20 protein-coding genes are annotated in these 19,199 nt (G+C 71.8%); 8 read left to right on the top strand and 12 right to left on the bottom strand.

From position 1 onward, the window contains the following. The first annotated feature begins 222 nt into the window (after nucleotides 1-222). The 4 genes from ABT137_RS01275 to ABT137_RS01260 are packed head-to-tail and all read left to right on the top strand — an operon-like array spanning nucleotide 223 to nucleotide 4,289. The gene (locus tag ABT137_RS01275; protein WP_351700493.1) at nucleotides 223-1,311 is read left to right on the top strand and encodes a M4 family metallopeptidase; all 1,089 of its coding nucleotides are present in this window, start codon (nucleotides 223-225) and stop codon (nucleotides 1,309-1,311) included. A gap of 52 nt (nucleotides 1,312-1,363) precedes the next feature. Further along, on the top strand, nucleotides 1,364-1,630 hold the full coding sequence (locus ABT137_RS01270; protein WP_351700490.1) for a protealysin inhibitor emfourin: 267 nt from the start codon (nucleotides 1,364-1,366) through the stop codon (nucleotides 1,628-1,630). A gap of 59 nt (nucleotides 1,631-1,689) precedes the next feature. Continuing rightward, the gene (locus tag ABT137_RS01265; protein ID WP_502984448.1) at nucleotides 1,690-3,036 is read left to right on the top strand and encodes a GH1 family beta-glucosidase; all 1,347 of its coding nucleotides are present in this window, start codon (nucleotides 1,690-1,692) and stop codon (nucleotides 3,034-3,036) included. Further along, the gene (locus ABT137_RS01260; protein ID WP_351700484.1) at nucleotides 3,033-4,289 is read left to right on the top strand and encodes an MFS transporter; all 1,257 of its coding nucleotides are present in this window, start codon (nucleotides 3,033-3,035) and stop codon (nucleotides 4,287-4,289) included. The genes ABT137_RS01265 and ABT137_RS01260 overlap by 4 nt, the downstream gene beginning before the upstream one ends. Nucleotides 4,290-4,420: 131 nt before the next feature. On the opposite strand, the gene ABT137_RS01255 is transcribed toward ABT137_RS01260, so the two are convergent. After that, the gene (locus ABT137_RS01255) at nucleotides 4,421-5,278 is read right to left on the bottom strand and encodes an NAD-dependent epimerase/dehydratase family protein (protein WP_351700481.1); all 858 of its coding nucleotides are present in this window, start codon (nucleotides 5,276-5,278) and stop codon (nucleotides 4,421-4,423) included. Nucleotides 5,279-5,400: 122 nt separating this feature from the next. Here ABT137_RS01255 and ABT137_RS01250 point away from each other — a divergent pair, with 122 nt between their 5' ends. Further along, entirely contained in the window at nucleotides 5,401-6,261 is an 861-nt protein-coding gene (locus ABT137_RS01250; protein ID WP_351700478.1) for a helix-turn-helix transcriptional regulator, read from the top strand. Here ABT137_RS01250 and ABT137_RS01245 read toward each other — a convergent pair. Continuing rightward, nucleotides 6,249-6,788 (bottom strand): AMIN-like domain-containing (lipo)protein, encoded by a 540-nt coding sequence (locus ABT137_RS01245; protein WP_502984455.1) that lies wholly within the window; start codon nucleotides 6,786-6,788, stop codon nucleotides 6,249-6,251. The genes ABT137_RS01250 and ABT137_RS01245 overlap by 13 nt on opposite strands. A 158-nt stretch (nucleotides 6,789-6,946) precedes the next feature. Then, entirely contained in the window at nucleotides 6,947-7,906 is a 960-nt protein-coding gene (era, locus tag ABT137_RS01240) for a GTPase Era (protein WP_351700472.1), read from the bottom strand. Between the two features lie 152 nt (nucleotides 7,907-8,058). On the opposite strand from era, the gene ABT137_RS01235 reads away from it, so the two are divergent. Beyond that, nucleotides 8,059-9,369, top strand: coding sequence for an ammonium transporter (locus ABT137_RS01235; protein ID WP_351700469.1), 1,311 nt, complete (start codon nucleotides 8,059-8,061; stop codon nucleotides 9,367-9,369). Then, entirely contained in the window at nucleotides 9,366-9,704 is a 339-nt protein-coding gene (locus ABT137_RS01230; protein WP_351700466.1) for a P-II family nitrogen regulator, read from the top strand. The genes ABT137_RS01235 and ABT137_RS01230 overlap by 4 nt, the downstream gene beginning before the upstream one ends. On the opposite strand, the gene ABT137_RS01225 is transcribed toward ABT137_RS01230, so the two are convergent. The 8 genes from ABT137_RS01225 to ABT137_RS01190 form a co-directional block, all read right to left on the bottom strand. Beyond that, nucleotides 9,598-10,671, bottom strand: coding sequence for a CLIPPER-2 domain-containing protein (locus ABT137_RS01225; RefSeq protein ID WP_351700463.1), 1,074 nt, complete (start codon nucleotides 10,669-10,671; stop codon nucleotides 9,598-9,600). The two genes, ABT137_RS01230 and ABT137_RS01225, sit on opposite strands and share 107 nt — an antisense overlap. A gap of 85 nt (nucleotides 10,672-10,756) precedes the next feature. Next, nucleotides 10,757-12,091 (bottom strand): WxL domain-containing protein, encoded by a 1,335-nt coding sequence (locus ABT137_RS01220; protein ID WP_351700460.1) that lies wholly within the window; start codon nucleotides 12,089-12,091, stop codon nucleotides 10,757-10,759. Nucleotides 12,092-12,245: 154 nt separating this feature from the next. Next, complete coding sequence (locus tag ABT137_RS01215; RefSeq protein WP_351700457.1) at nucleotides 12,246-12,716, bottom strand: hypothetical protein; 471 nt, start codon at nucleotides 12,714-12,716, stop codon at nucleotides 12,246-12,248. Between the two features lie 334 nt (nucleotides 12,717-13,050). Further along, nucleotides 13,051-13,401, bottom strand: a complete 351-nt coding sequence (locus ABT137_RS01210; protein WP_351700454.1) for a cytidine deaminase-like protein — start codon at nucleotides 13,399-13,401, stop codon at nucleotides 13,051-13,053. A 152-nt stretch (nucleotides 13,402-13,553) separates the two neighbouring features. Continuing rightward, nucleotides 13,554-13,913, bottom strand: a complete 360-nt coding sequence (locus ABT137_RS01205; RefSeq protein ID WP_351700451.1) for an MmcQ/YjbR family DNA-binding protein — start codon at nucleotides 13,911-13,913, stop codon at nucleotides 13,554-13,556. Continuing rightward, entirely contained in the window at nucleotides 13,910-15,211 is a 1,302-nt protein-coding gene (locus ABT137_RS01200) for a hemolysin family protein (protein ID WP_351700448.1), read from the bottom strand. The genes ABT137_RS01205 and ABT137_RS01200 overlap by 4 nt, the downstream gene beginning before the upstream one ends. Nucleotides 15,212-15,230: 19 nt before the next feature. Then, complete coding sequence (gene ybeY / locus ABT137_RS01195) at nucleotides 15,231-15,728, bottom strand: rRNA maturation RNase YbeY (RefSeq protein WP_234539372.1); 498 nt, start codon at nucleotides 15,726-15,728, stop codon at nucleotides 15,231-15,233. Nucleotides 15,729-15,742: 14 nt separating this feature from the next. Further along, nucleotides 15,743-16,810, bottom strand: coding sequence for a PhoH family protein (locus ABT137_RS01190; protein ID WP_351700445.1), 1,068 nt, complete (start codon nucleotides 16,808-16,810; stop codon nucleotides 15,743-15,745). A 252-nt stretch (nucleotides 16,811-17,062) separates the two neighbouring features. On the opposite strand from ABT137_RS01190, the gene ABT137_RS01185 reads away from it, so the two are divergent. Next, a complete protein-coding gene (locus tag ABT137_RS01185; RefSeq protein ID WP_351700442.1) occupies nucleotides 17,063-17,752 on the top strand; it encodes an FAD binding domain-containing protein in 690 nt (229 codons plus the stop codon). A 190-nt stretch (nucleotides 17,753-17,942) separates the two neighbouring features. Here the strand turns inward: ABT137_RS01185 and ABT137_RS01180 are convergent, their stop codons facing one another. Further along, entirely contained in the window at nucleotides 17,943-19,118 is a 1,176-nt protein-coding gene (locus ABT137_RS01180) for a carbohydrate kinase family protein (protein WP_351700439.1), read from the bottom strand. Nucleotides 19,119-19,199 lie beyond the last annotated feature (81 nt).

Genomic DNA, 19,199 nt, shown 5'->3' with positions numbered 1-19,199 from the left:
GGCAGCTAAGAAGAAGCAGCCCGAAACGCATGATGCTCCGCATGCTAGCCGAGCCCCTTCGGACGCGGGGCGCCGTATCAGCATGCGGGACCACGGGAAGAAACAGGACAAAACGTGCGCCATACCACTCCCCCTCACGGAGGGTGGCCAATTGTCACCGTATTTCACCAATCGCGGTTGCAGGTAGTGACATCAGAGTGACTCAGTGCGAAGGTGCGGTGCATGACGACCAACGGGGGCTCTGAGCCCGTCATCCGCCGCACGCCCGTCTTCTGCACGATCGTGCCGCCGCACATCCTCGACCACCTCGCCACCCACGAGGACCAGGCACTCGCCGACTCCGCGCTGCGCACCCTCCAGCACGACTCGGCCCAGCGCACCCGCCGCCGGGTGACCGCGGTCCGCACCGCGGCCGCCGCCGTCGCCGGCCCGGCGCCCGCGACCGCGCAACCCCACCGCACGATCTACGACGCCGAGCACCGCACCGACCTCCCCGGCACCGAGGTCCGCGCGGAGGGGACCGAGCCCGGCCAGGACGCCACCGTCAACCGTGCCTACGCCGGCCTCGGCGCCACCTTCGACCTGTACCTGAAGGCGTACGAGCGCGACTCCATCGACGGCAGCGGGCTGCCGCTGAACGCGAGCGTCCACTACGACGTCAACTACGACAACGCCTTCTGGAACGGCGACCAGATGGTGTTCGGGGACGGCGACGGCGAGATCTTCGTCGACTTCACCACCTCCGTCGACGTCATCGGCCACGAGCTCACGCACGGCGTCACCCAGTACACCGCCAACCTGGAGTACTACGGCCAGTCCGGCGCCCTCAACGAGTCGGTCTCCGACGTCTTCGGCTCGCTCATCAAGCAGTACTCCCTCGGCCAGAACGCCGACCAGGCCGACTGGCTGATCGGCGAGGGCCTGCTCGCCCCGGGCGTGCACGGCGTGGCGCTGCGCTCGATGAAGGCCCCGGGCACGGCGTACGACGACCCGCGCCTCGGCAAGGACCCGCAGCCGGCGACCATGCAGCACTACGTGAAGACCAGCCGGGACAACGGCGGCGTGCACATCAACTCCGGCATCCCCAACCACGCCTTCTACCTGCTCGCCACCGCCCTCGGCGGCAACGCCTGGGAGCGGGCCGGGCAGATCTGGTACGACGTCCTCACCGGCGGCGAAGTGCGGTCGGACGCCACGTTCACGGACTTCGCGAAGCTCACGGTCGCCGCGGCCAAGGCCCGCTACCAGGCGGGCGAGGAGAGCGAGGCGGCCCTCAAGGCCTGGGCCCAGGTGGGGGTGCAGGCCTCCTGACCGTGCGGGGGCGGGGGTGCGCGGCGCCCGGTTCCGTACTACACAGGGACCCATGCGTATTCAGGTGAGGCGCACGGGCGGGTTCGCGGGCATCGAGCGCCGGGCCGAGGTGGACACCTCGGGCCGGTCCGACGCCCATGAGTGGCAGGCCCTGGCCGAGCGCGCGCTCGCGGCCGGCCGGGGCGCTCCGCCGCCCGGCGTGCCGGACGGGTTCGCCTACGAGATCACGGTGGACGGACGGACGGTGTACGCGGCCGACCCGCGGCTGTCCGAGGAGCAACGCGAACTGATCTCACGGGTGTTGAAGGAAGGGGCGTGACCGGGGCCCGTAACGGGTAGTTCACGCCCGGGCGTTGACTTATGTTACCGGGGGTAAGGATGATCCCGGCCATGGCGACAGACGCGGTCCATCCGATTCCCCCCTTCCCTCGGTTCCCCGACGGCTTCCTCTGGGGCGTCTCGACCTCGGCGCATCAGATCGAGGGCGCGGCCGACCTGCGGGAGCCGTCCGTGTGGGACGCGTTCGAGGCGGAACCGGGCCGGATCAAGGACGGCTCGACGGCGGCGGTGGCCTGCGACCACTACCACCGCCACGGCGAGGACGTGGCGCTCCTGGCCGGCCTCGGCGTGGACGCGTACCGCTTCTCGATCTCCTGGCCGCGGGTCCGCTCGGCGGGCGGCCTGGACTTCTACGACCGCCTGGTGGACGAGCTGTGCGCGGCGGGCATCCGCCCGGTCCCGACCCTCTTCCACTGGGACCTGCCGACGGCTCTTCAAGAGAAGGGCGGCTGGCTGGACCGCGACACGGCGGCGCACTTCGCCGACTACGTCTCCACCGTCGCCGACCGCCTCGGCGACCGGGTCAAGAAGTGGATCACCCTCAACGAGCCCGCCGAACAGACCCTGTTCGGCTACGCCCTCGGCGCCCACGCGCCCGGCCGGCAGCTGATGTTCGACGCCCTCCCGGTCGCCCACCACCAGCTCCTCGCGCACGGTCTGGCGGTACGGGCGCTGCGCGCGGCCGGCGCCGCCGACATCGGCATCGCCAACTCGCACGGCCCGACCTGGCCGGCCTCGCAGGAACAGCCGGACCTGGAGGCGGCCGCCTTCTACGACCTCCTCCTCAACCGCCTGTTCGCCGAGCCGATCCTGCTCGGCGAGTACCCGGACGGCATGGGCGACCTGATGCCCGGCGACGTCGCCGCCGACCTGAAGGTGATCGCCGAACCGCTCGACTGGTACGGGATCAACTACTACGCCCCGACCAAGGTCGGCGCCCCGCAGGGCACCGAGATCGAGTTCGGCGGGCTCACCCTCCCCGCCGAACTCCCCTTCTCCGTCCAGGACATCGAGGACGTCCCGGTGACGGACTTCGGCTGGCCGGTCGTCCCCGAGGGCCTCACCGAACTCCTCACCGGCTTCCGCGACCGCTACGGCGACCGCCTCCCGCCGGTCGTCATCACCGAGAACGGCTGCTCCTACGAGGGCCTCGACGACCAGGCCCGGATCGCCTACCTGGACGGCCACGTCCGGGCGCTGCACAGGGCGGTCGAGGCCGGCGTGGACGTGCGCGGCTACTTCGTCTGGTCGCTCCTCGACAACTTCGAGTGGGCCGAGGGGTACGCGCGCCGCTTCGGCCTGGTCCACGTCGACTACGCGACGCAGGAGCGGACGCCGAAGTCGTCGTACGCCTGGTACCGGGACGTCCTGCGGGCGCAGAGATGACGACGCTCCGGGAACCCGCCGCCGCGCTGGCGGAGCCGGTCGAGCGGGTCGGCCGGGGCTGGACGTCGGCGCTCTCCCTCGCCAACGGGGCGATCTGGGTCGGCTGGTACGGCCCGCTGCAGATCCTGCTCGCCTCCCAGGCCAAGGACTTCGCGCCCGGCTCCGGAATGTCGAAGGAGACGATGCTGGCGTGGGTGACCGGCGTCGGCGCGCTGGTGTCGCTGGCCGCGAACCCGGTCTTCGGCGCGCTGTCGGACCGTACGACGTCCCGCTGGGGCCGCCGTACGCCGTGGATCGTCGCCGGCACGGCGGGCGGGGCGCTGTCCCTGCTGGTCCTCGCGGGCGCCGGCGGCATGGGGACGATGATGCTGGGCTGGTGCCTGGTCCAGCTCACCCTGAACGCGGCGTTCGCGGCGGTCACGGCGGCGGTGCCGGACCGGGTGCCGCGGCTCCAGCGGGGTTCGGTGGGCGGCTGGCTGGGGGCCGCGCAGATCCTCGGCGTGGTCGGCGGCACCGGCCTTGCGACGGCCGCCGGGGGCGTCGGGGCGGGCTATGTGGCGTGCGCGGTGTTCACGGCGCTGGGCGTCCTGCCGTACGTGCTGCGCTACCCGGACCTGCGGCTGGCGCCGGAGGACCGGCCGGGGTGGTCGTGGCGGGGCTTCCTGGCGGGCTTCTGGCTGAGCCCGCGCCGCCATCCCGACCTGGGCTGGGCCTGGCTGACCCGCTTCCTGATCAACCTGAGCAACGCGCTGGTGCTGCTGTACCTGCTCTACTACCTCCGCGACCGCCTCCACTACTCCGACCCCGACCAGGGCGTGCTGATCCTGACGGCCGTCAACGGGCTGACGCTGGTGGCGACGGTCGTGGTCGGCGGGGTCTGGTCGGACCGGGTGGGCCGCCGCAAGCCGTTCGTGATCTGGTCCGGGATGCTGATGGCGGTGGCGACGGCGCTGCTGTCGGTGTGGCAGACCTGGCCCGGGGCGATCGTGGCCTCGGCGGTGCTGGGCGTCGGCTTCGGGGTGTTCACCTCCGTGGACTTCGCGCTGATGACCGACGTCCTGCCGAAAGCCCTCGACCGCGGCAAGGACCTCGGCGTCATCAACGTCGCCAACGCCCTGCCGCAGGTCGCGGCCCCCGCCCTCGCCGCGCCGATCGTCACCTACCTCGGCGGCTACCGCGTCCTGTACCTGGTGGCGGCGGTGATCGGGCTGGCGGGGGCGTGGCTGGTGGGGCGGATCAGAGGGGTCGACTGATCGGGTCCGGCGACGGCAGCGCCCCGCAGGGGCGCGGGGCCGTATCGGATATGCGGCTGCCGCCGCGCGGGCGCGACCAGCCACGACGGCGCCGCAGTCGGCCGACGTTCCGGCGGAGCGCTCGGCCCGGCCTACAGGGCTCCGGCGTCCCGGGCCGTCCAGGCGCTCGGGTAGATCGGCCGGAAACCGAGATCCCGGCGGATCTTCCGGTTCGACATGATCCCGTGCCAGGGGTCGCGGTCGGTACCGGTGGACAGGTCCTCGGGCGGCTCGACGCCGGCCAGCCGGTACAGCTCCACGGTCGTGACGGGCGCGTCGTCGGCAATGTTGTAGACCGGGCCGTTCACCGCGGGGGCGTACAGCAGCCGCATCAGCCCCTGCCCGACGTCCGCGTGGTGGGCCATCTGGAGCCGCTGCGCGGGGGCCCAGCGCGCGGCCCAGGGCAGCGCGTTCGCGATGTGCGGGTCCCCTTCGCCGTAGACGAACGGCAGCCGCCCGATCCGCACCTCCATGCCGCCCGCCAGGGCGAGCAGCTCCCGCTCGGCGGCCGCCTTGGACTCGGGGTACGCGCCCCACATCGCGCCGCCGGGCCGGCTCTCGTCGTCCTCGGTGAGCGGGCGGCCGCGCCCGGATCCGTACACGTTCCCGGTGCTGACCTGCACGAACCGTCGTACACCGGCGCTCAGCGCGGCCCGCCCGAGGGCCACCGCCGCGTCCCGGTTGACCGCCCAGGCCTCCTCGTCCGGCACCCCGCGGAAGGCGGCGGCGACGTTCACGACCGCGTCCGCCCCGGCGACGGCCTTGCCGAGCGCCTCCTCGTCCCGCAGGTCACCGACGGCGACCTCGGCACCCAGGGCGGCGAACGGCTCCCCGCGGGCCGCGTCCCGCACCAGCACCCTTACCCGCTCGTCCCCTTCGGCCTGTGTGATCAGCCGCGGCACGAGCCGCCGCCCGACCTGCCCGGTCGTTCCGGTGACAAGAGTGATCATGGCCTGCTCCTTCGCTCTGGTCCCACCACCCTCGCCCCGGTCCTCCGCCACCGGGAGAGACCTCCCGATCGGGGGACCGGCGGTCCCTGGATAAGCCGGGCGCCGCAGGTCACCCTGGAGAGGTGAACCGCCCCGAACTCGCCGACTTCCTGCGTCGCGCCCGCGCCCGCCTGGACCCCTCCGACGTGGGCCTGCCCCCCGGCGCCCGGCGGCGCACCCCGGGGCTGCGGCGCGAGGAGGTGGCGTCGCTGGCCGGCATGTCCGCCGACTACTACACGCGCCTCGAACAGTCCCGGGGCCCGCGCCCGTCCCGCCAGATGCTGACGGCGCTGGCCCGCGCCCTGCGCCTGACGGCGGACGAACGGGACCACTTGTTCCACCTGGCCGGTGAGGAGCCCCCGCCCCGGGAGGCGACCGGCACCCATGTCGGCCCGGGGCTGCTGCTGGTCCTGGACCGGCTGCACGACACCCCGGCGCTGGTGACGACCGACTGCGGCGAGGTCCTCGCCCAGAACGCGCTGTCGCGGGCGCTGAGCGGCGACGTCCTGGCCCGCCCGGCACGCGAACGCAACCTGCTCCGCCGCTACTTCCTGGACCCGTCGGCCCACGACGTGTTCCCGCCCGAGGACCGCCCGGCCCGCGCCCGCGAACACGTCGCCAACCTCCGGGCGGTGGCCGCCGCCCGCCCCGCCGACCCGGTCCCCGCCGCCCTCGTCGCCGAACTGCGCGCCGGCAGCGAGGAGTTCGCCCGACTCTGGGCCGCCCACGAGGTGGCGGTGCGCCGCGCGACCACCAAACGCTTCCTGCACCCCACGGTCGGCCTACTCGAACTGGACTGCGAGGTCCTCATCAACACCGACACCCACCAGCACCTCGTCATCCACACGGCCCGCCCGGGCACGGAGTCGTACGAACGCCTGCAACTGCTCCGGGTGGTGGGGCTGCAGGACATGAGCACGGCCGTACGGGGTCACCAGGTGTGAGCCACGTCCACTACGAGATGGTTGGCCGTCTGGAAGACCCGGAACGGCAGGCGGGCGCGGACGCCCAGGCCCGCCTGGGTGTACCCCTCGGAACCGCCCGTGATCTTGAACTCCCGGAAGGTCCGGTACCCGGTGACGTCGACGGACGGAAGCGCCGGGTAGGGCTGTCCGGTCGCCGGGTCGTAACGCGGGGCGAACAGCGAGATCTCCAGAATGGCGCCGCCCTTGATCGGAACGACGACGTCGGACGGGTCCTGGTGCAGGACGTCGACATAGTGGACGTGGTAGCCGACCGGGGCGGCCGACGTGCCCTGGGCGTCGAAGACCAGCCGGTCGTAGCACTCGTGCTGCCCGGCCCGCACGTCGGTCAGCCGCCTGGAGGCGGCGGGGTCACCGCTCTTGTCCAGGCTTCCCCACGTCACGGCGCAGTCCACGGCCGTCGGCGCGGCCACCGCCGGCACCGTGCCGGCCAGCAGGCCACCGCCCGCCAGCGTCATCGCGGCCAGTGCAGTACCTATGCGTTGTATGCGTCGCATGACTACCCCCCGGTAGTTCGCGTAGGTGTGTGCCTTTTCAGACCGACGACCGTCCGGAAGGTTGTACGCGGGGGAGCAGTCCATTGCGACGCAGGGGCCCCTTCCGGCACCGACGACCGCCCTGTGGCACCGCGGTTCTCCGCAGGACCCTAGAACCCCAGCCGCCGCAGCTGCTTCGGGTCCCGCTGCCAGTCCTTCGCGACCTTCACGTGGAGGTCCAGGAAGACCGGCGTGCCCAGCAGCGCCTCGATCTGCTTGCGGCTCTTGATGCCGACCTCCTTCAGGCGCTTGCCCTTGGGGCCGATGATGATGCCCTTCTGGCTGGGGCGCTCGATGAAGAGGTTGGCGTGGATGTCCAGGAGGGGCTTGTCCGCGGGGCGGTCCTCGCGCGGGAGCATCTCCTCGACGACGACGGCGATGGAGTGCGGCAGCTCGTCGCGGACGCCCTCCAGGGCCGCCTCGCGGATCAGCTCGGCGATCATGACCTGCTCGGGCTCGTCGGTGAGGTCGCCCTCGGGGTAGAGCGCCGGGCCCTCGGGGAGCAGCGGGACGAGGAGGTCGGCCAGCAGGTTCACCTGCTTGTCGCCGACCGCCGAGACCGGCACGATCTCGGCCCACTCGAAGCCCAGCTCCTTGCCGAGCTGGTCGATGGCGATCAGCTGCTCGGCGAGGGTCTTGGAGTCGACCAGGTCGGTCTTGGTGACGATCGCGACCTTCGGGGTCTTGCGGATCCCGGCCAGTTCCTTGGCGATGAAACGGTCACCCGGACCGATCTTCTCGTTCGCCGGGAGACAGAAACCGATCACGTCCACCTCGGCCCACGTCGTGCGGACGACGTCGTTGAGACGCTCGCCGAGCAGCGTGCGCGGCTTGTGGAGGCCCGGGGTGTCGACCAGGATCAGCTGGGCGTCCTCCCGGTGCACGATCCCCCGTACCGTGTGCCGCGTCGTCTGCGGCTGGTTCGCGGTGATCGCCACCTTCTGCCCGACCAGAGCGTTCGTGAGGGTGGACTTGCCCGCGTTGGGGCGGCCCACGAAACAGGCGAAGCCCGCCCGGTGGACGGCCTCCGACGGTTCCGACGGCTCGGTTGACTGGCTGCGAACGCTCATGCCCCCCATTCTCCCTGATCGTCGAGGCGCCGCCGCACCGTGAGATTTCGGTAACCCCGACGCAACGAAACGTCACGGAAACACGACTGTACGCAACCGGAAACGGGGAGCGGTGACCCTCTGACGAGCCCCGACCGACGTTGGAGACGCCCGTGTTCCTCTCCGCCGCGCACGCCGACACCGGTGACACCGCCTGGCTGCTCGCCGCGACCGCCCTGGTCCTGCTGATGACCCCGGGCCTGGCCCTGTTCTACGGCGGCATGGTCCGCACGAAGAGCGTCCTCAACATGCTGATGATGAGCTTCGTGTCGATCGCCCTGGTGACGGTGGTGTGGCTGGCGGGCGGCTACTCGCTCGCCTTCGGGGACGACCTCGGGGCCGGGCTCCTCGGCGACCTCGCCCACGCGGGCATGAGCGGCCTCGGTCCCGACAGCGTCCAGGGCACCGTCCCCACCCTGCTCTTCGCCACCTTCCAGCTCACCTTCGCGATCGTCACGGCCGCGCTGATCAGCGGCGCGATCGCGGACCGGGCGAAATTCGGGGCCTGGCTGGTCTTCGTCCCCGTCTGGGCGCTGCTCGTATACGTTCCCGTCGCGCACTGGGTGTGGGGCCCGGGTGGCTGGATCGCGCACCGCCTCGGCGCCCTCGACTTCGCCGGCGGCCTGCCCGTCGAGATCACCTCCGGCGCCTCCGGTCTCGCCCTCTGCCTGGTCCTCGGCCCGCGGCTCGGCTTCAAGAAGGACGCGATGCGGCCGCACAACCTCCCGATGGTCGTCCTCGGCGCCGGTCTGCTCTGGTTCGGCTGGTTCGGCTTCAACGCGGGCAGCGCGCTCGGCGCCAACGGCCTGGCCGCCGCCGTCTTCCTGAACACCCTCGCCGCCGGCTGCACCGGCCTGCTCGGCTGGCTCTTCGTCGAGCAGAAGCGCGACGGCCACCCCACCACCCTGGGCGCGGCCTCCGGCGCGGTCGCCGGCCTGGTCGCCATCACCCCGTCCTGCGGCTCGGTCTCCCTGCTCGGCGCGCTGGTCGTCGGCCTCGCCGCGGGCGTGGTCTGCTCGTACGCGGTGAGCTGGAAGTTCAAGCTGGACTACGACGACTCGCTGGACGTCGTCGGCGTCCACCTGGTCGGCGGGATCATCGGTACCCTGCTGATCGGCCTGTTCGCCGAGAAGGCCATGACCGGCGGCGCCGAGGGCCTCTTCTACGGCGGCGGGGCCGTCCAGCTCGGCAAGCAGGCGGTGGCGGTCGTGGCCGTCGCGGCGTACGCGTTCGCCGTGACGTACGGCATCGGCAAGGTGCTCGACAAGGCGATGGGCTTCCGGGCGGCCGAGGACCAGGAGCACACCGGCCTGGACCTTACGGTGCACGCCGAGACCGCTTACGATCACGGGGTCCTGGGCCACGGCGCCCCGGTCGCCCACTCCGTCGTCCCCACCGCCCAGAAGGTCAACAGCCAGCCATGAAGCTCATCACCGCGATCGTGAAGCCCTACCGCCTCGACGCGGTGAAGACCGCGCTCCAGGAGCTCGGCGTGCACGGCCTGACCGTGACCGAGGCCAGCGGCTACGGCAGGCAGCACGGCCACACCGAGGTGTACCGGGGCGCCGAGTACCGCGTCGACCTGGTCCCCAAGGTCCGGATCGAGGTCGTCGTCGAGGACGCCGACGCCGAGCCCGCGATCGAGGCGATCGTCAAGGCCGCGCAGACGGGGAAGATCGGGGACGGGAAGGTGTGGGCGGTGCCGGTGGAGACGGTCGTACGGGTGCGGACGGGCGAGCGCGGCCCCGACGCCCTCTGAGTGACCGGGGGAACGGCTTCCCCCTGCTCCTGCGGCCCCGGCGCGCCCGGGCGAACAGCGCACCGGCCGCCACCCCGGCAGCGAAGACCACCGCCACCACCAGCCACGGCAGCGCGAGGAACGACGCGCTCGCCGACTCCCTGGTGCCGGTCGCGCTGGCCGTCAACGTCACGTTGCCCCAGTCGAGTTGGGGCGCGTCCCGCCAGCGCGCGGTGAGCTTGACCCGCTCCCCCGGCAGCAGTTCGGAGGGGACCCCGGTGAGATCGCGGCTGAGCAGTGTACGGCCGAACAGGCCCTCAGCCCGCAGCCGCACCTTGGGATCCAGGGTGACGTTCCCGGTGTTGTGCAGGGTGTAGGAGATCGTCGCCGTGCTGGCGCCGAGGCCGGGCACGAGCGGCTGGTGGTGGCTGATGTGCACGTTCTCGACGGCGAGGGCCGGCAGCGTCGGCCCGCTCACCCGCAGGTAGACGCGGGCGCCGACGGCCCGCTGCACGCCGAGCGCCAGGGAGCCGGCCCCCGGATCGACCTTCTCGTCCAGCGCGACGATCGCACCGGGATGGTCGCCGGGCTCGGCTCCCTGCGGCACGTGCAGCGTGAACGGAACGGTGACCGTCCTGTGCGGCGGGACGGTGACCCGCGCCTTCCCGAGCTTCGCCCAGGCCCCCACCCCCCGCATCTTCTCCTTCACCGTCCGGACGGCGAAGCCGCCATCCCGGGCGGTGTTGTAGGCGTCGGCCGCGTACAGCCGGAAGGTGAGCGGCCTGCCGGTCTTGTTGGCCACGGCCACCTTGTCGGTGATCGTCTGCCCGGGGTCGAGGGAGAGGTAGAAGTACGGCCGCGCCGCGATCTTCGAGGCGACCGGATAGACGGACCAGCTTCCGTTGTCGGCGGCGCGCGCGGGACCCGCCGTGCAGAGGACGCCGAGGATCAGGCTCAGGAGGAGGACATACGGCTTGACGCGACGCATGGGTGCGGACCCCCGGTCGGAAGCGGGACGGGTGGCGACCGGGTCTCTCGTGACATGAAAGCCCGGTCGCCACAAGGGAGTCGGCTCAGGTGAGCGTCAGGGTCAGGACTCCGGAGTACGACCCCGGAGGCGTGAACGCCGGTACGTCCAGGGAGAGTCCGGCGTCGACCGTGAACTCACCGCCGGTGAGCGTGGCGTCCGGCGTCGACGCGAGGGTCGCTCCGGAGCTGCCGACGGTGCCCGCCGAACCGGCCGCACAGGTGCTGGGGCTGCCCGCCTTGGTCGCGCAGCCCGGCGTCCAGCTCAGCTTCCCGGCGTCTATCTTGGCGCCGGGACCGGTGAAGTCGGTGACCTTGCCGGTGAGCGACCAGCCGGCCGGCCCGCCACGGAAGTCCTTGACGGTGACGGTCTGCAGGTTGCCCGTGGACGCCCCGCCCTGCCCGAAGTCCACCGCCGACAGCGCGACGGAGTCCCCGGCCTGGGACATGGACAGGGTCCCCGCCTTGACGGTGGTCGTCAGCTTCTGGCTGCCGGGCGGCACCGGCGTGGTGTCGTTGACGGTGTAGGCGGCCGGTCCGGCCCCCAGGTCATCGCTCCATGCGCTCCCCTCGTACGCCACGATCCCGGTCGTCGTCTTGTCGTTGACGACGATGGGTGCGCTGAAGGAACCGTCGGAGCCCGCGGTCGCCGTGGCGGTGTCGGCGGTCTGGCTGCCGCCGGACCGCCCGGCGAGTGTCACGGTCGCGCCCGGCGTGAAGTTCTGCCCGCTGACGGTCACGCTGTCACCGGGATTGCCGGAGGCCTTGCCGAGGCTGATGGCACGGGTGTTGACCGGGGTGGTCGAGGTGGCCGTGACGGTCTCCGACACCGGGGCGGGCGGGTTGGTGACCGTGCACGGGGTGTCCAGCTCCAGGATGTAGCTGGTGTGGATGTTGTAGTCACTGGGCGAGAGCGTGATGGCGCCCGGCGAGGTGACGGTGAACGTCCCGGTCATGGAGAACGACGGGAAGACCCCGTACCCCGGCACCGGATCGTTCTTCTTCGGCCCGGTGACCGTGACGTCCCCGGTCTGCGCCCCGCCCAGCGTCACCTTCCCGGTCGGCGTCATGATGTCGGCCGGCAGGGCGAGGGCGGTGGGGTTGTTGGCGGCGGGCGTGACCACGGTGTAGGTCACGGTGACCGTGTCGCCGACCTTGGGGCTGGTGTTGTCCACCGAGATGTTGGCGGTGGTGGTGCCGTCGATCGGCGGGAGGCCCGCGACGGCGGGCGGGATGCAGTGCGTGGCGAAGTCGACGTTCGTCCCGGCGGCACCGGCCGGGCAGGCCAGCGCGCCACCCGCCGTGACCGCGAGCGCGGTCGCCCCGAACAGTGAGATCCAGCGCCACCGTCGGGATCTTCGTGATCTTGGGGGTGAACCCATGGAAGCCCCCTCCTGAGGGATGCGGGCGCAGCGGCTCCTCTGCGCCGACAGGGGGCCATTGATGTGGAGGCCGCGTGAGAAGTCAATGGAGATGCCGCAGAAACCTGACGGTTCATCAGCTTCTGCGGCATCCGGAACGAACCCGTCAGCGGGCTCAGTCCATGACGAACGGTCCGGGCGACTGGGCGGCGCTCGACGTACAGGTGACGGTGATGCCGAAGATGACCATCTTCAGCGAGCCGCCGTAGAAGTCGAGGCTGTCGCCGGAGGCCACGGTGCCGGGGAGCGGGCCGACGGTGACCGGGGCGCCGGTGGCCATGGCCGGGTTCACGGTCCCGCTGAAGACACGGGCGCTGCCGGTGGAGTTGGCCAGGGTGAGCGTGGAGGTGATCGAGTTCGCCGACAGGGCGAGCGGGGCGGTGATCGCGCTGGAGGTGAGGGTGATGGTGGACGAGGTACCGCTCTGTGTCGCGGTGAGCGTGGCCGCACCGCCGCCGAAGATGCCGCAGCTGGCGGTGACGGTGGCGGTGGTCGGGGTGACGGCGGCGGCCGAGGGCGCGAAGGCCAGCGCCGTGGCGGCGAGGGCCCCCGCCGCGAGTGCCGCACCGGTGGCTGTTCGTTTCATGGGGATCGGGCTCCCTTCCCGTTGCGTGGGAATGCCATGTGGGGATGGCGACCCCGGTCCGGGTGGGTGCGGACACACCGCGGGGCCGAATCTGACGGTCCGTCGGAACTTACGGTCCCATTGATACGCGAGAGACGCAGACCGACAAGGTTGAAATTTGGCCGACTGCGGGAAGGGGGCGACGGTGCGCGAGCAACCACGACGGCGCCGCACCCGCCCACTCATGCCCGCCACCCCGAGTCAACCCACCCCACCCCTCCCCCGACGGAGTCAGAGAAGGGCTCGCTTCTCAGCGGAGCGAGTCGGGTGGGCTGGTGGGCTGGTGGGCGAAGGACTAGGCAGAGGCAGTGAGCCGAACCTCCCCGTCCGCCCCCGCCAGCAGCACCGGCGTCCCCGGCCCCCCAAGATCCCGCACCGCGGCCAGGTCCTCCGCCGAAACCCCGTCGGCCCCCGACACCACCGCCGCCGCCTCCAGCGACTCCGCCCCCGACGCCACCGCCATCGCCACCGCCGTCCGCAGCGCGCTCAGCTTCAGCGAGGCCAGCTCCACGGTCCCCGCCACATACGTACGGCCCGTCGAGTCCCGTACGGCCGCCCCCTCGGGCACCCCGTTGCGGGCCCGGGCCGAGCGGGCCAGGGTGACGATCTTGCGGTCCTCGGCGCCAAGCGCGTTGCTGTCGGTCATGCCCCGAGCATACGAACAACCCGGACCGGCCCCCGCTCCTCCCCCACCGCCGGACGGAGTCAGCCGAGGGTCTGGACGATCTGACTCCGTACGGCCGCGGCAGACCCGGCGTCCCCGCCGCTCCCGGGCCCCCGCCCCGCGGGCTACCGCGACTACGGCCGGTCCAGCCGCAGCCGCTCCGCCCTCGGCAGGCCGGCGACGACGAGGTCGTACGAGTCCTCGATCAGCTCTTTCACGAGCCGGTCGGGGAGGTCGCCGTCCACGGTCACGGTGTTCCAGTGCCGCTTGTTCATGTGATACCCCGGCGCGATCAGCCCCTCGTGGTCGGTGCGGAGCCGCACCGCGTCCTCGGGGGCGCACTTGAGGTTGACCTTGAGGGGCTTCGCGTCGATCCAGCTCAGCGCGAACATCTTGCCGAGCACCTTGAAGACGGAGATGTCCGGGTTGAACGGGAAGTCCTCCTCGGCCGCGTTGAAGGAGAGGCAGAAGGCACGGAGCTGGTCCGGGGTCACTCGGGGTCGTCCTCCGCGGTGTCGCGTACCGGCACCGGCTCCACCAGTACCGTCACGATCTTGTTCCGGCGGCCGGCGGCCGACTCGGCGGTGAGGGCCAGCCTGCGGCCGTCGGGGAGTTCGACCTGGGCGGAGGCACCGGCGATCGGCACCCTGCCGAGGGCTTTCGCGAGCAGGCCGCCGACCGTCTCCACGTCCTCGTCGTCGTACTCCTCCAAGCCGTACAGCTCGCCGAGGTCCGTGATGTCGAGGCGGGCGGTGACCCGGTAGCGGTCGTCGCCGAGGTCGGTGACGGGCGGGAGTTCACGGTCGTACTCGTCGGTGATCTCGCCGACGATCTCCTCCAGGATGTCCTCGATGGTGACGATCCCGGCCGTGCCGCCGTACTCGTCGATGACGACGGCGACGTGGTTGCGTTCCTTCTGCATCTCGCGCAGCAGGTCGCCGGCGTTCTTGGTGTCGGGCACGAAGAACGCGGGCCGCATCGCGGTGGAGACCAGGTCGGACTCGGACTCCCGGCTGATGTGCGTCTTGCGGACCAGGTCCTTCAGGTACACCATCCCGACGATGTCGTCCTCGCTCTCCCCGGTGACGGGGATCCGGGAGAAGCCGGAGCGGAGCGCGAGGGTGAGGGCCTGGCGGATGGTCTTGTACCGCTCGATGACGACGAGGTCGGTGCGCGGGACCATGACCTCCCGCACGAGGGTGTCGCCGAGTTCGAAGACCGAGTGCACCATGCGGCGCTCGTCGTCCTCGATCAGCGACTCCTTCTCGGCGAGGTCGACCAGGGCCCGCAGTTCGGCCTCGGAGGCGAACGGGCCGCGCCGGAAGCCCTTGCCGGGGGTGAGCGCGTTGCCGATGAGGATGAGGAGATACGGGATCGGGCCCATGATGCGGGCCAGCGGCAGCAGCACGTACGCGGCGGCCGTCGCCGTGTTCAGCGGGTGCTGGCGGCCGATGGTGCGCGGGGAGACGCCGACGGCGACGTACGACACGAGCACCATCACGCCGATCGCGGCGAGCAGCGCCTGCCAGGTGGTGGGGATCTCCTGGAGGCAGGCGTAGGTGACGAGCGCGGCGGCCGCCATCTCGCAGGCGACGCGGACCAGCAGCGCCACGTTGAGGTAGCGGGTCGGGTCGGCGGCGACCTGGGCGAGCTTGGCGCTGCCGCGCCGCCCGGACTTCACCGCCTCCTCGGCCCGGAAGCTGGAGACGCGGGCGATACCGGCCTCGGCGCAGGCGGCCAGCCAGCCGACGACGACCAGCACGACCGCGCCGAGGACGATCTGCGGACTCATACGAGGACGACCCGCCCGGCTAGGAGACCGTCGGCGCCGGCGAGGGCCCGGTCAGGCCCTGCTCCGCACGCCAGCCGTCCACGATGGCCGCCTGCAGGCCGAACATCTCGGCCTTCTCGTCGGGCTCCTCGTGGTCGTAGCCGAGCAGGTGCAGCACGCCATGGACGGTGAGCAGCTGGAGCTCCTCGTCCATGGAGTGCTGGGTCTCGGCCTCGGCCCCCTGCTTGGCGGCTACCTCCGGGCAGAGCACGATGTCGCCGAGCAGCCCCTGCGGCGGCTCGTCCTCGTCCTTCGACGGCGGCCGAAGCTCGTCCATCGGGAACGACATGACATCCGTCGGACCCGGCAGGTCCATCCACTGGATGTGCAGCTGCTCCATGGCGTCGGCGTCCACGACGATCACCGAGAGCTCGGAGAGCGGGTGGATGCGCATCCGTGCGAGCGCGTAGCGGGCGATGTCGAGGATCGCCTGCTCGTCGACCTCGGTTCCGGACTCGTTGTTGACGTCGATCGACATGGCGCTGTGCTTGTCTACTTCCCCTTGTGCGCGGACTTCGAGCGGCCGCCCTTGTGCGTGCCGTTCTCGGTGCCGTGCGTGCTGTCGTACTTCTCGTACGCGTCGACGATACGGCCCACCAGCTTGTGCCGTACGACATCGTGGGACGTCAGCCGGGAGAAGTGCACGTCGTCCACGCCGTCCAGGATGTCCTGCACCTGGCGCAGACCGGACTTGGTGCCGTTGGGCAGGTCGACCTGCGTCACGTCACCGGTGATCACGATCTTCGACTCGAAGCCGAGCCGGGTGAGGAACATCTTCATCTGCTCGGGCGAGGTGTTCTGCGCCTCGTCGAGGATGATGAAGGCGTCGTTGAGCGTACGGCCTCGCATGTACGCCAGCGGCGCGACCTCGATGGTCCCGGCCGCCATCAGCCGCGGGATCGAGTCCGGGTCGAGCATGTCGTGCAGCGCGTCGTACAGCGGCCGCAGGTACGGGTCGATCTTCTCGTAGAGCGTGCCCGGCAGGAAGCCGAGCCGCTCGCCCGCCTCGACCGCCGGCCGGGTCAGGATGATGCGGTTGACCTGCTTGGACTGCAGGGCCTGCACCGCCTTGGCCATGGCCAGGTAGGTCTTGCCGGTACCCGCGGGCCCGATGCCGAAGACGATCGTGTGCTTGTCGATCGCGTCGACGTACCGCTTCTGGTTGAGGGTCTTGGGGCGGATGGTGCGGCCGCGCGAGGACAGGATGTTCTGCGTCAGAACCTGGGCCGGGGTCTCCTCCGGTCCCTCCCCGTTCTCGCTCGCCCGCAGCATGGCGATCGAGCGTTCCACTGCGTCCTCCGTCATCGGCTGCCCGGTGCGGAGCACCAGCATCATCTCGTCGAACAGGCGCTGTATGAGGGCGACTTCACGGGCATCGCCGACCGCGCTGATCTCATTGCCCCGGACATGGATGTCGGCCGCCGGGAAGGCCTTCTCGATCACGCGCAGCAGGGAATCGCCGGATCCCAGCACGGTGACCATGGGGTGCTGGGCGGGAACCTCGAACTGAGCTCGGGCCTGCTGCTGCGCGGGAGTGTGAGCTGTGGGTGTCTGAGTCATGGGCCGGCGCTTAAGGCCTGCGGTTCCTCCTCGTCACGGCCGCGTAGCTGAGGGCGGCCTCGCGATATCTAGCGTACGACGCGGGACTGACAACGCCGTAGGCCTTTTCACAGCGGAAGGCGCCCCCGCTGCGGCCGTGAGCCCTGCATGCGCTCCTGCACGCCGGGGCAGAATCCGTGCCGTCACTGCCATCACGTGGTCGGGGGGCCGCGTCCGCTCCAGGCCACCTGTCCGTACAGAAAGCAGGTAGCCGTGCTGCTGCGTCTGCCCACGTCGGTGTCCGAGGCCCGCGACTGTCTGGCCGAGGGGGCGATCCCCGTCGGCGGAGCGACCCTGATATGGGCCGCGTGGCAGCGGGACGGCTTCCCGGAACAGGCGGTGTCCCTGCGGAAGGTACCGGAGGCGACGGCGATGGGGAACGGGGTGCTCGGCGGCGCGGTGCTGCTGGGTCAGGTGGACGACCGGGTTCCGGAGGTGCTGCGGCAGGCCGCGAAGGGCGTCGGAACGGGGGCGGTACGCCGGGCGGCGACGGTCGGCGGGAACGTCGCCGGGTCCAGCCTGCGGGACCTGCTGCCGGCGGCGATCGTGCTGGACGCGCGGGCCGACGTGCTCACGGCGGACGGGGTGTACGAGGTGGACCTCGCCGAGGTGCAGGCCAAGTCCCCGGTGCTGCTGGCGCTGCGCTGGCGGGAGCCGGTGACGGGGGCGTACGCGAAGGTGGCCGACCCCGCGGGCGGGGAGGTCCCGACGATCGTCGCCGCGGCGGTGGACACGGAGGGTGTGCTGCGGGTCGCGGTGCGGGAGGGGTATGCGGTGAGCAGCGGGGGTGTGGGGGCCGACGGGGGCGGGGTGGAGGAACTGTTCGCCGGTGCGTTGTCCGGGGTGTCGGAGGCGGGGCGGGCGCTGGTGCGTCAGCAGGCTGCCAGGGTGCGGGGAGAGTAGGCCGGGGTGTGCCGGTCTCGTCGTCGGGCGCGGCCCGGCGGGGGCTGATCGCGCAGCCGCCCTTTTTCAGCTACCCAGCCGCGGGCAGTCGTGCCGCTGGGGCGGCACGGGTGGGCGCGGGCGGCACCCCGCCAACGCGGGCGAGTGAAACCCCCCGGCGCCGGCCCCCACGCACCCGCACCGTCGGCAGTCACCCCGCGCGTCCGAACCCGATCGTCGGTACCGCCCTCCGCAGCGGCCACGGCCTCACCTGGTCCTCCTCCGGTACCAGGCCCTCCAGGAACGCGTACCGTCGCAGCGCCGCCGGATCCTGCCCCGCCACGGACTGCACCTTGCGCCACCACGCCCCGATCTCCGACCACCCGGGAGCGGACAGGGAGCCGCCGAACTCCTGGACGGACAGGGCTGCCGTGAGCCCCGCGAAGGCGAGGCGGTCGGCGAGCGGCCAGTCGGCGAGCGTGCCGGTGACGAAGCCCGCGACGAAGACGTCCCCCGCGCCGGTCGGGTCGAGGGCCTCCACGGCGATCGCCGGGACCTCCGCGGACTCCCCGGTCCGCCCGTCGACCGCGTACGCCCCCTCCGACCCGAGGGTCACCACGGCGAGGGGCACGTACTCGGTGAGGGCGTGCGCCGCGGCCCGCGGGCAGTCCGCGCCGGTGTACCGCCGGGCCTCCTCCGCGTTGGGCAGGAACGCCTCGCAGTGCTCCAGGTCGGCCAGGCCCGCGAGGTCCCACGCGCCCGTGTCGTCCCAGCCGACGTCGGCGAAGATCCGGGTCCCCTCGGCGGCCGCCCTGGCGATCCAGGGGTTGCGTTTGCCGGGCGTGAGGGAGGCGACGGCGGCGCGCGCACGGGCGGGGTGGCCGGGTGCGTTCTGCTGGCGGAACAGGGTGTCGGCGGGCGGCTCGTGCCCGTGCGAGACCATGGTCCGCTCCCCCTCGTACGCCATGGAGACGGTGACCGGCGAGTGCCAGCCGCGCACGGTCCGGGACGGGGAGAGGTCGATGCCCTCGCCCTGGGCGAGCGCGTCCCAGCAGTACTCGCCGTAGTGGTCGTCGCCGAAGGCGGCCGCGAGGGAGGTCTTCAGGCCGAGGCGGGCGAGCGCGGTGGCCATGTTGGCGACGCCGCCGGGGCTGGAGCCCATGCCCCGGGCCCAGGACTCGGTGCCGCGCACCGGGGCGCTGTCGAGGCCGGTGAAGACGATGTCGAGGAAGACGGTGCCGGTGAGGTAGACGTCCCAGGGCGGATCGTCCGGCGTGCGCAGGGCGGCCAGCGGGTCGACCTGCGCGGCGCAGTGCGGTGTTGTTGCTCCCCTGTCGTCGTCGAGGTACTCCGGTTCCTCTCCGGCGAACGCGTTGGACGCGGTCACGGTGCGCTCCCTGACGTGATGCGGATCCGGCCAGTCTGCACCATGTCACGGGAGCGGCGGCCGCTCTCGCCGTACGACCGC

Origin of the sequence: Streptomyces sp. NPDC001980 (assembly GCF_040296885.1) — a bacterium.
Lineage (GTDB): Bacteria > Actinomycetota > Actinomycetes > Streptomycetales > Streptomycetaceae > Streptomyces.
This window is presented reverse-complemented; position numbering and strand designations above follow the sequence as displayed.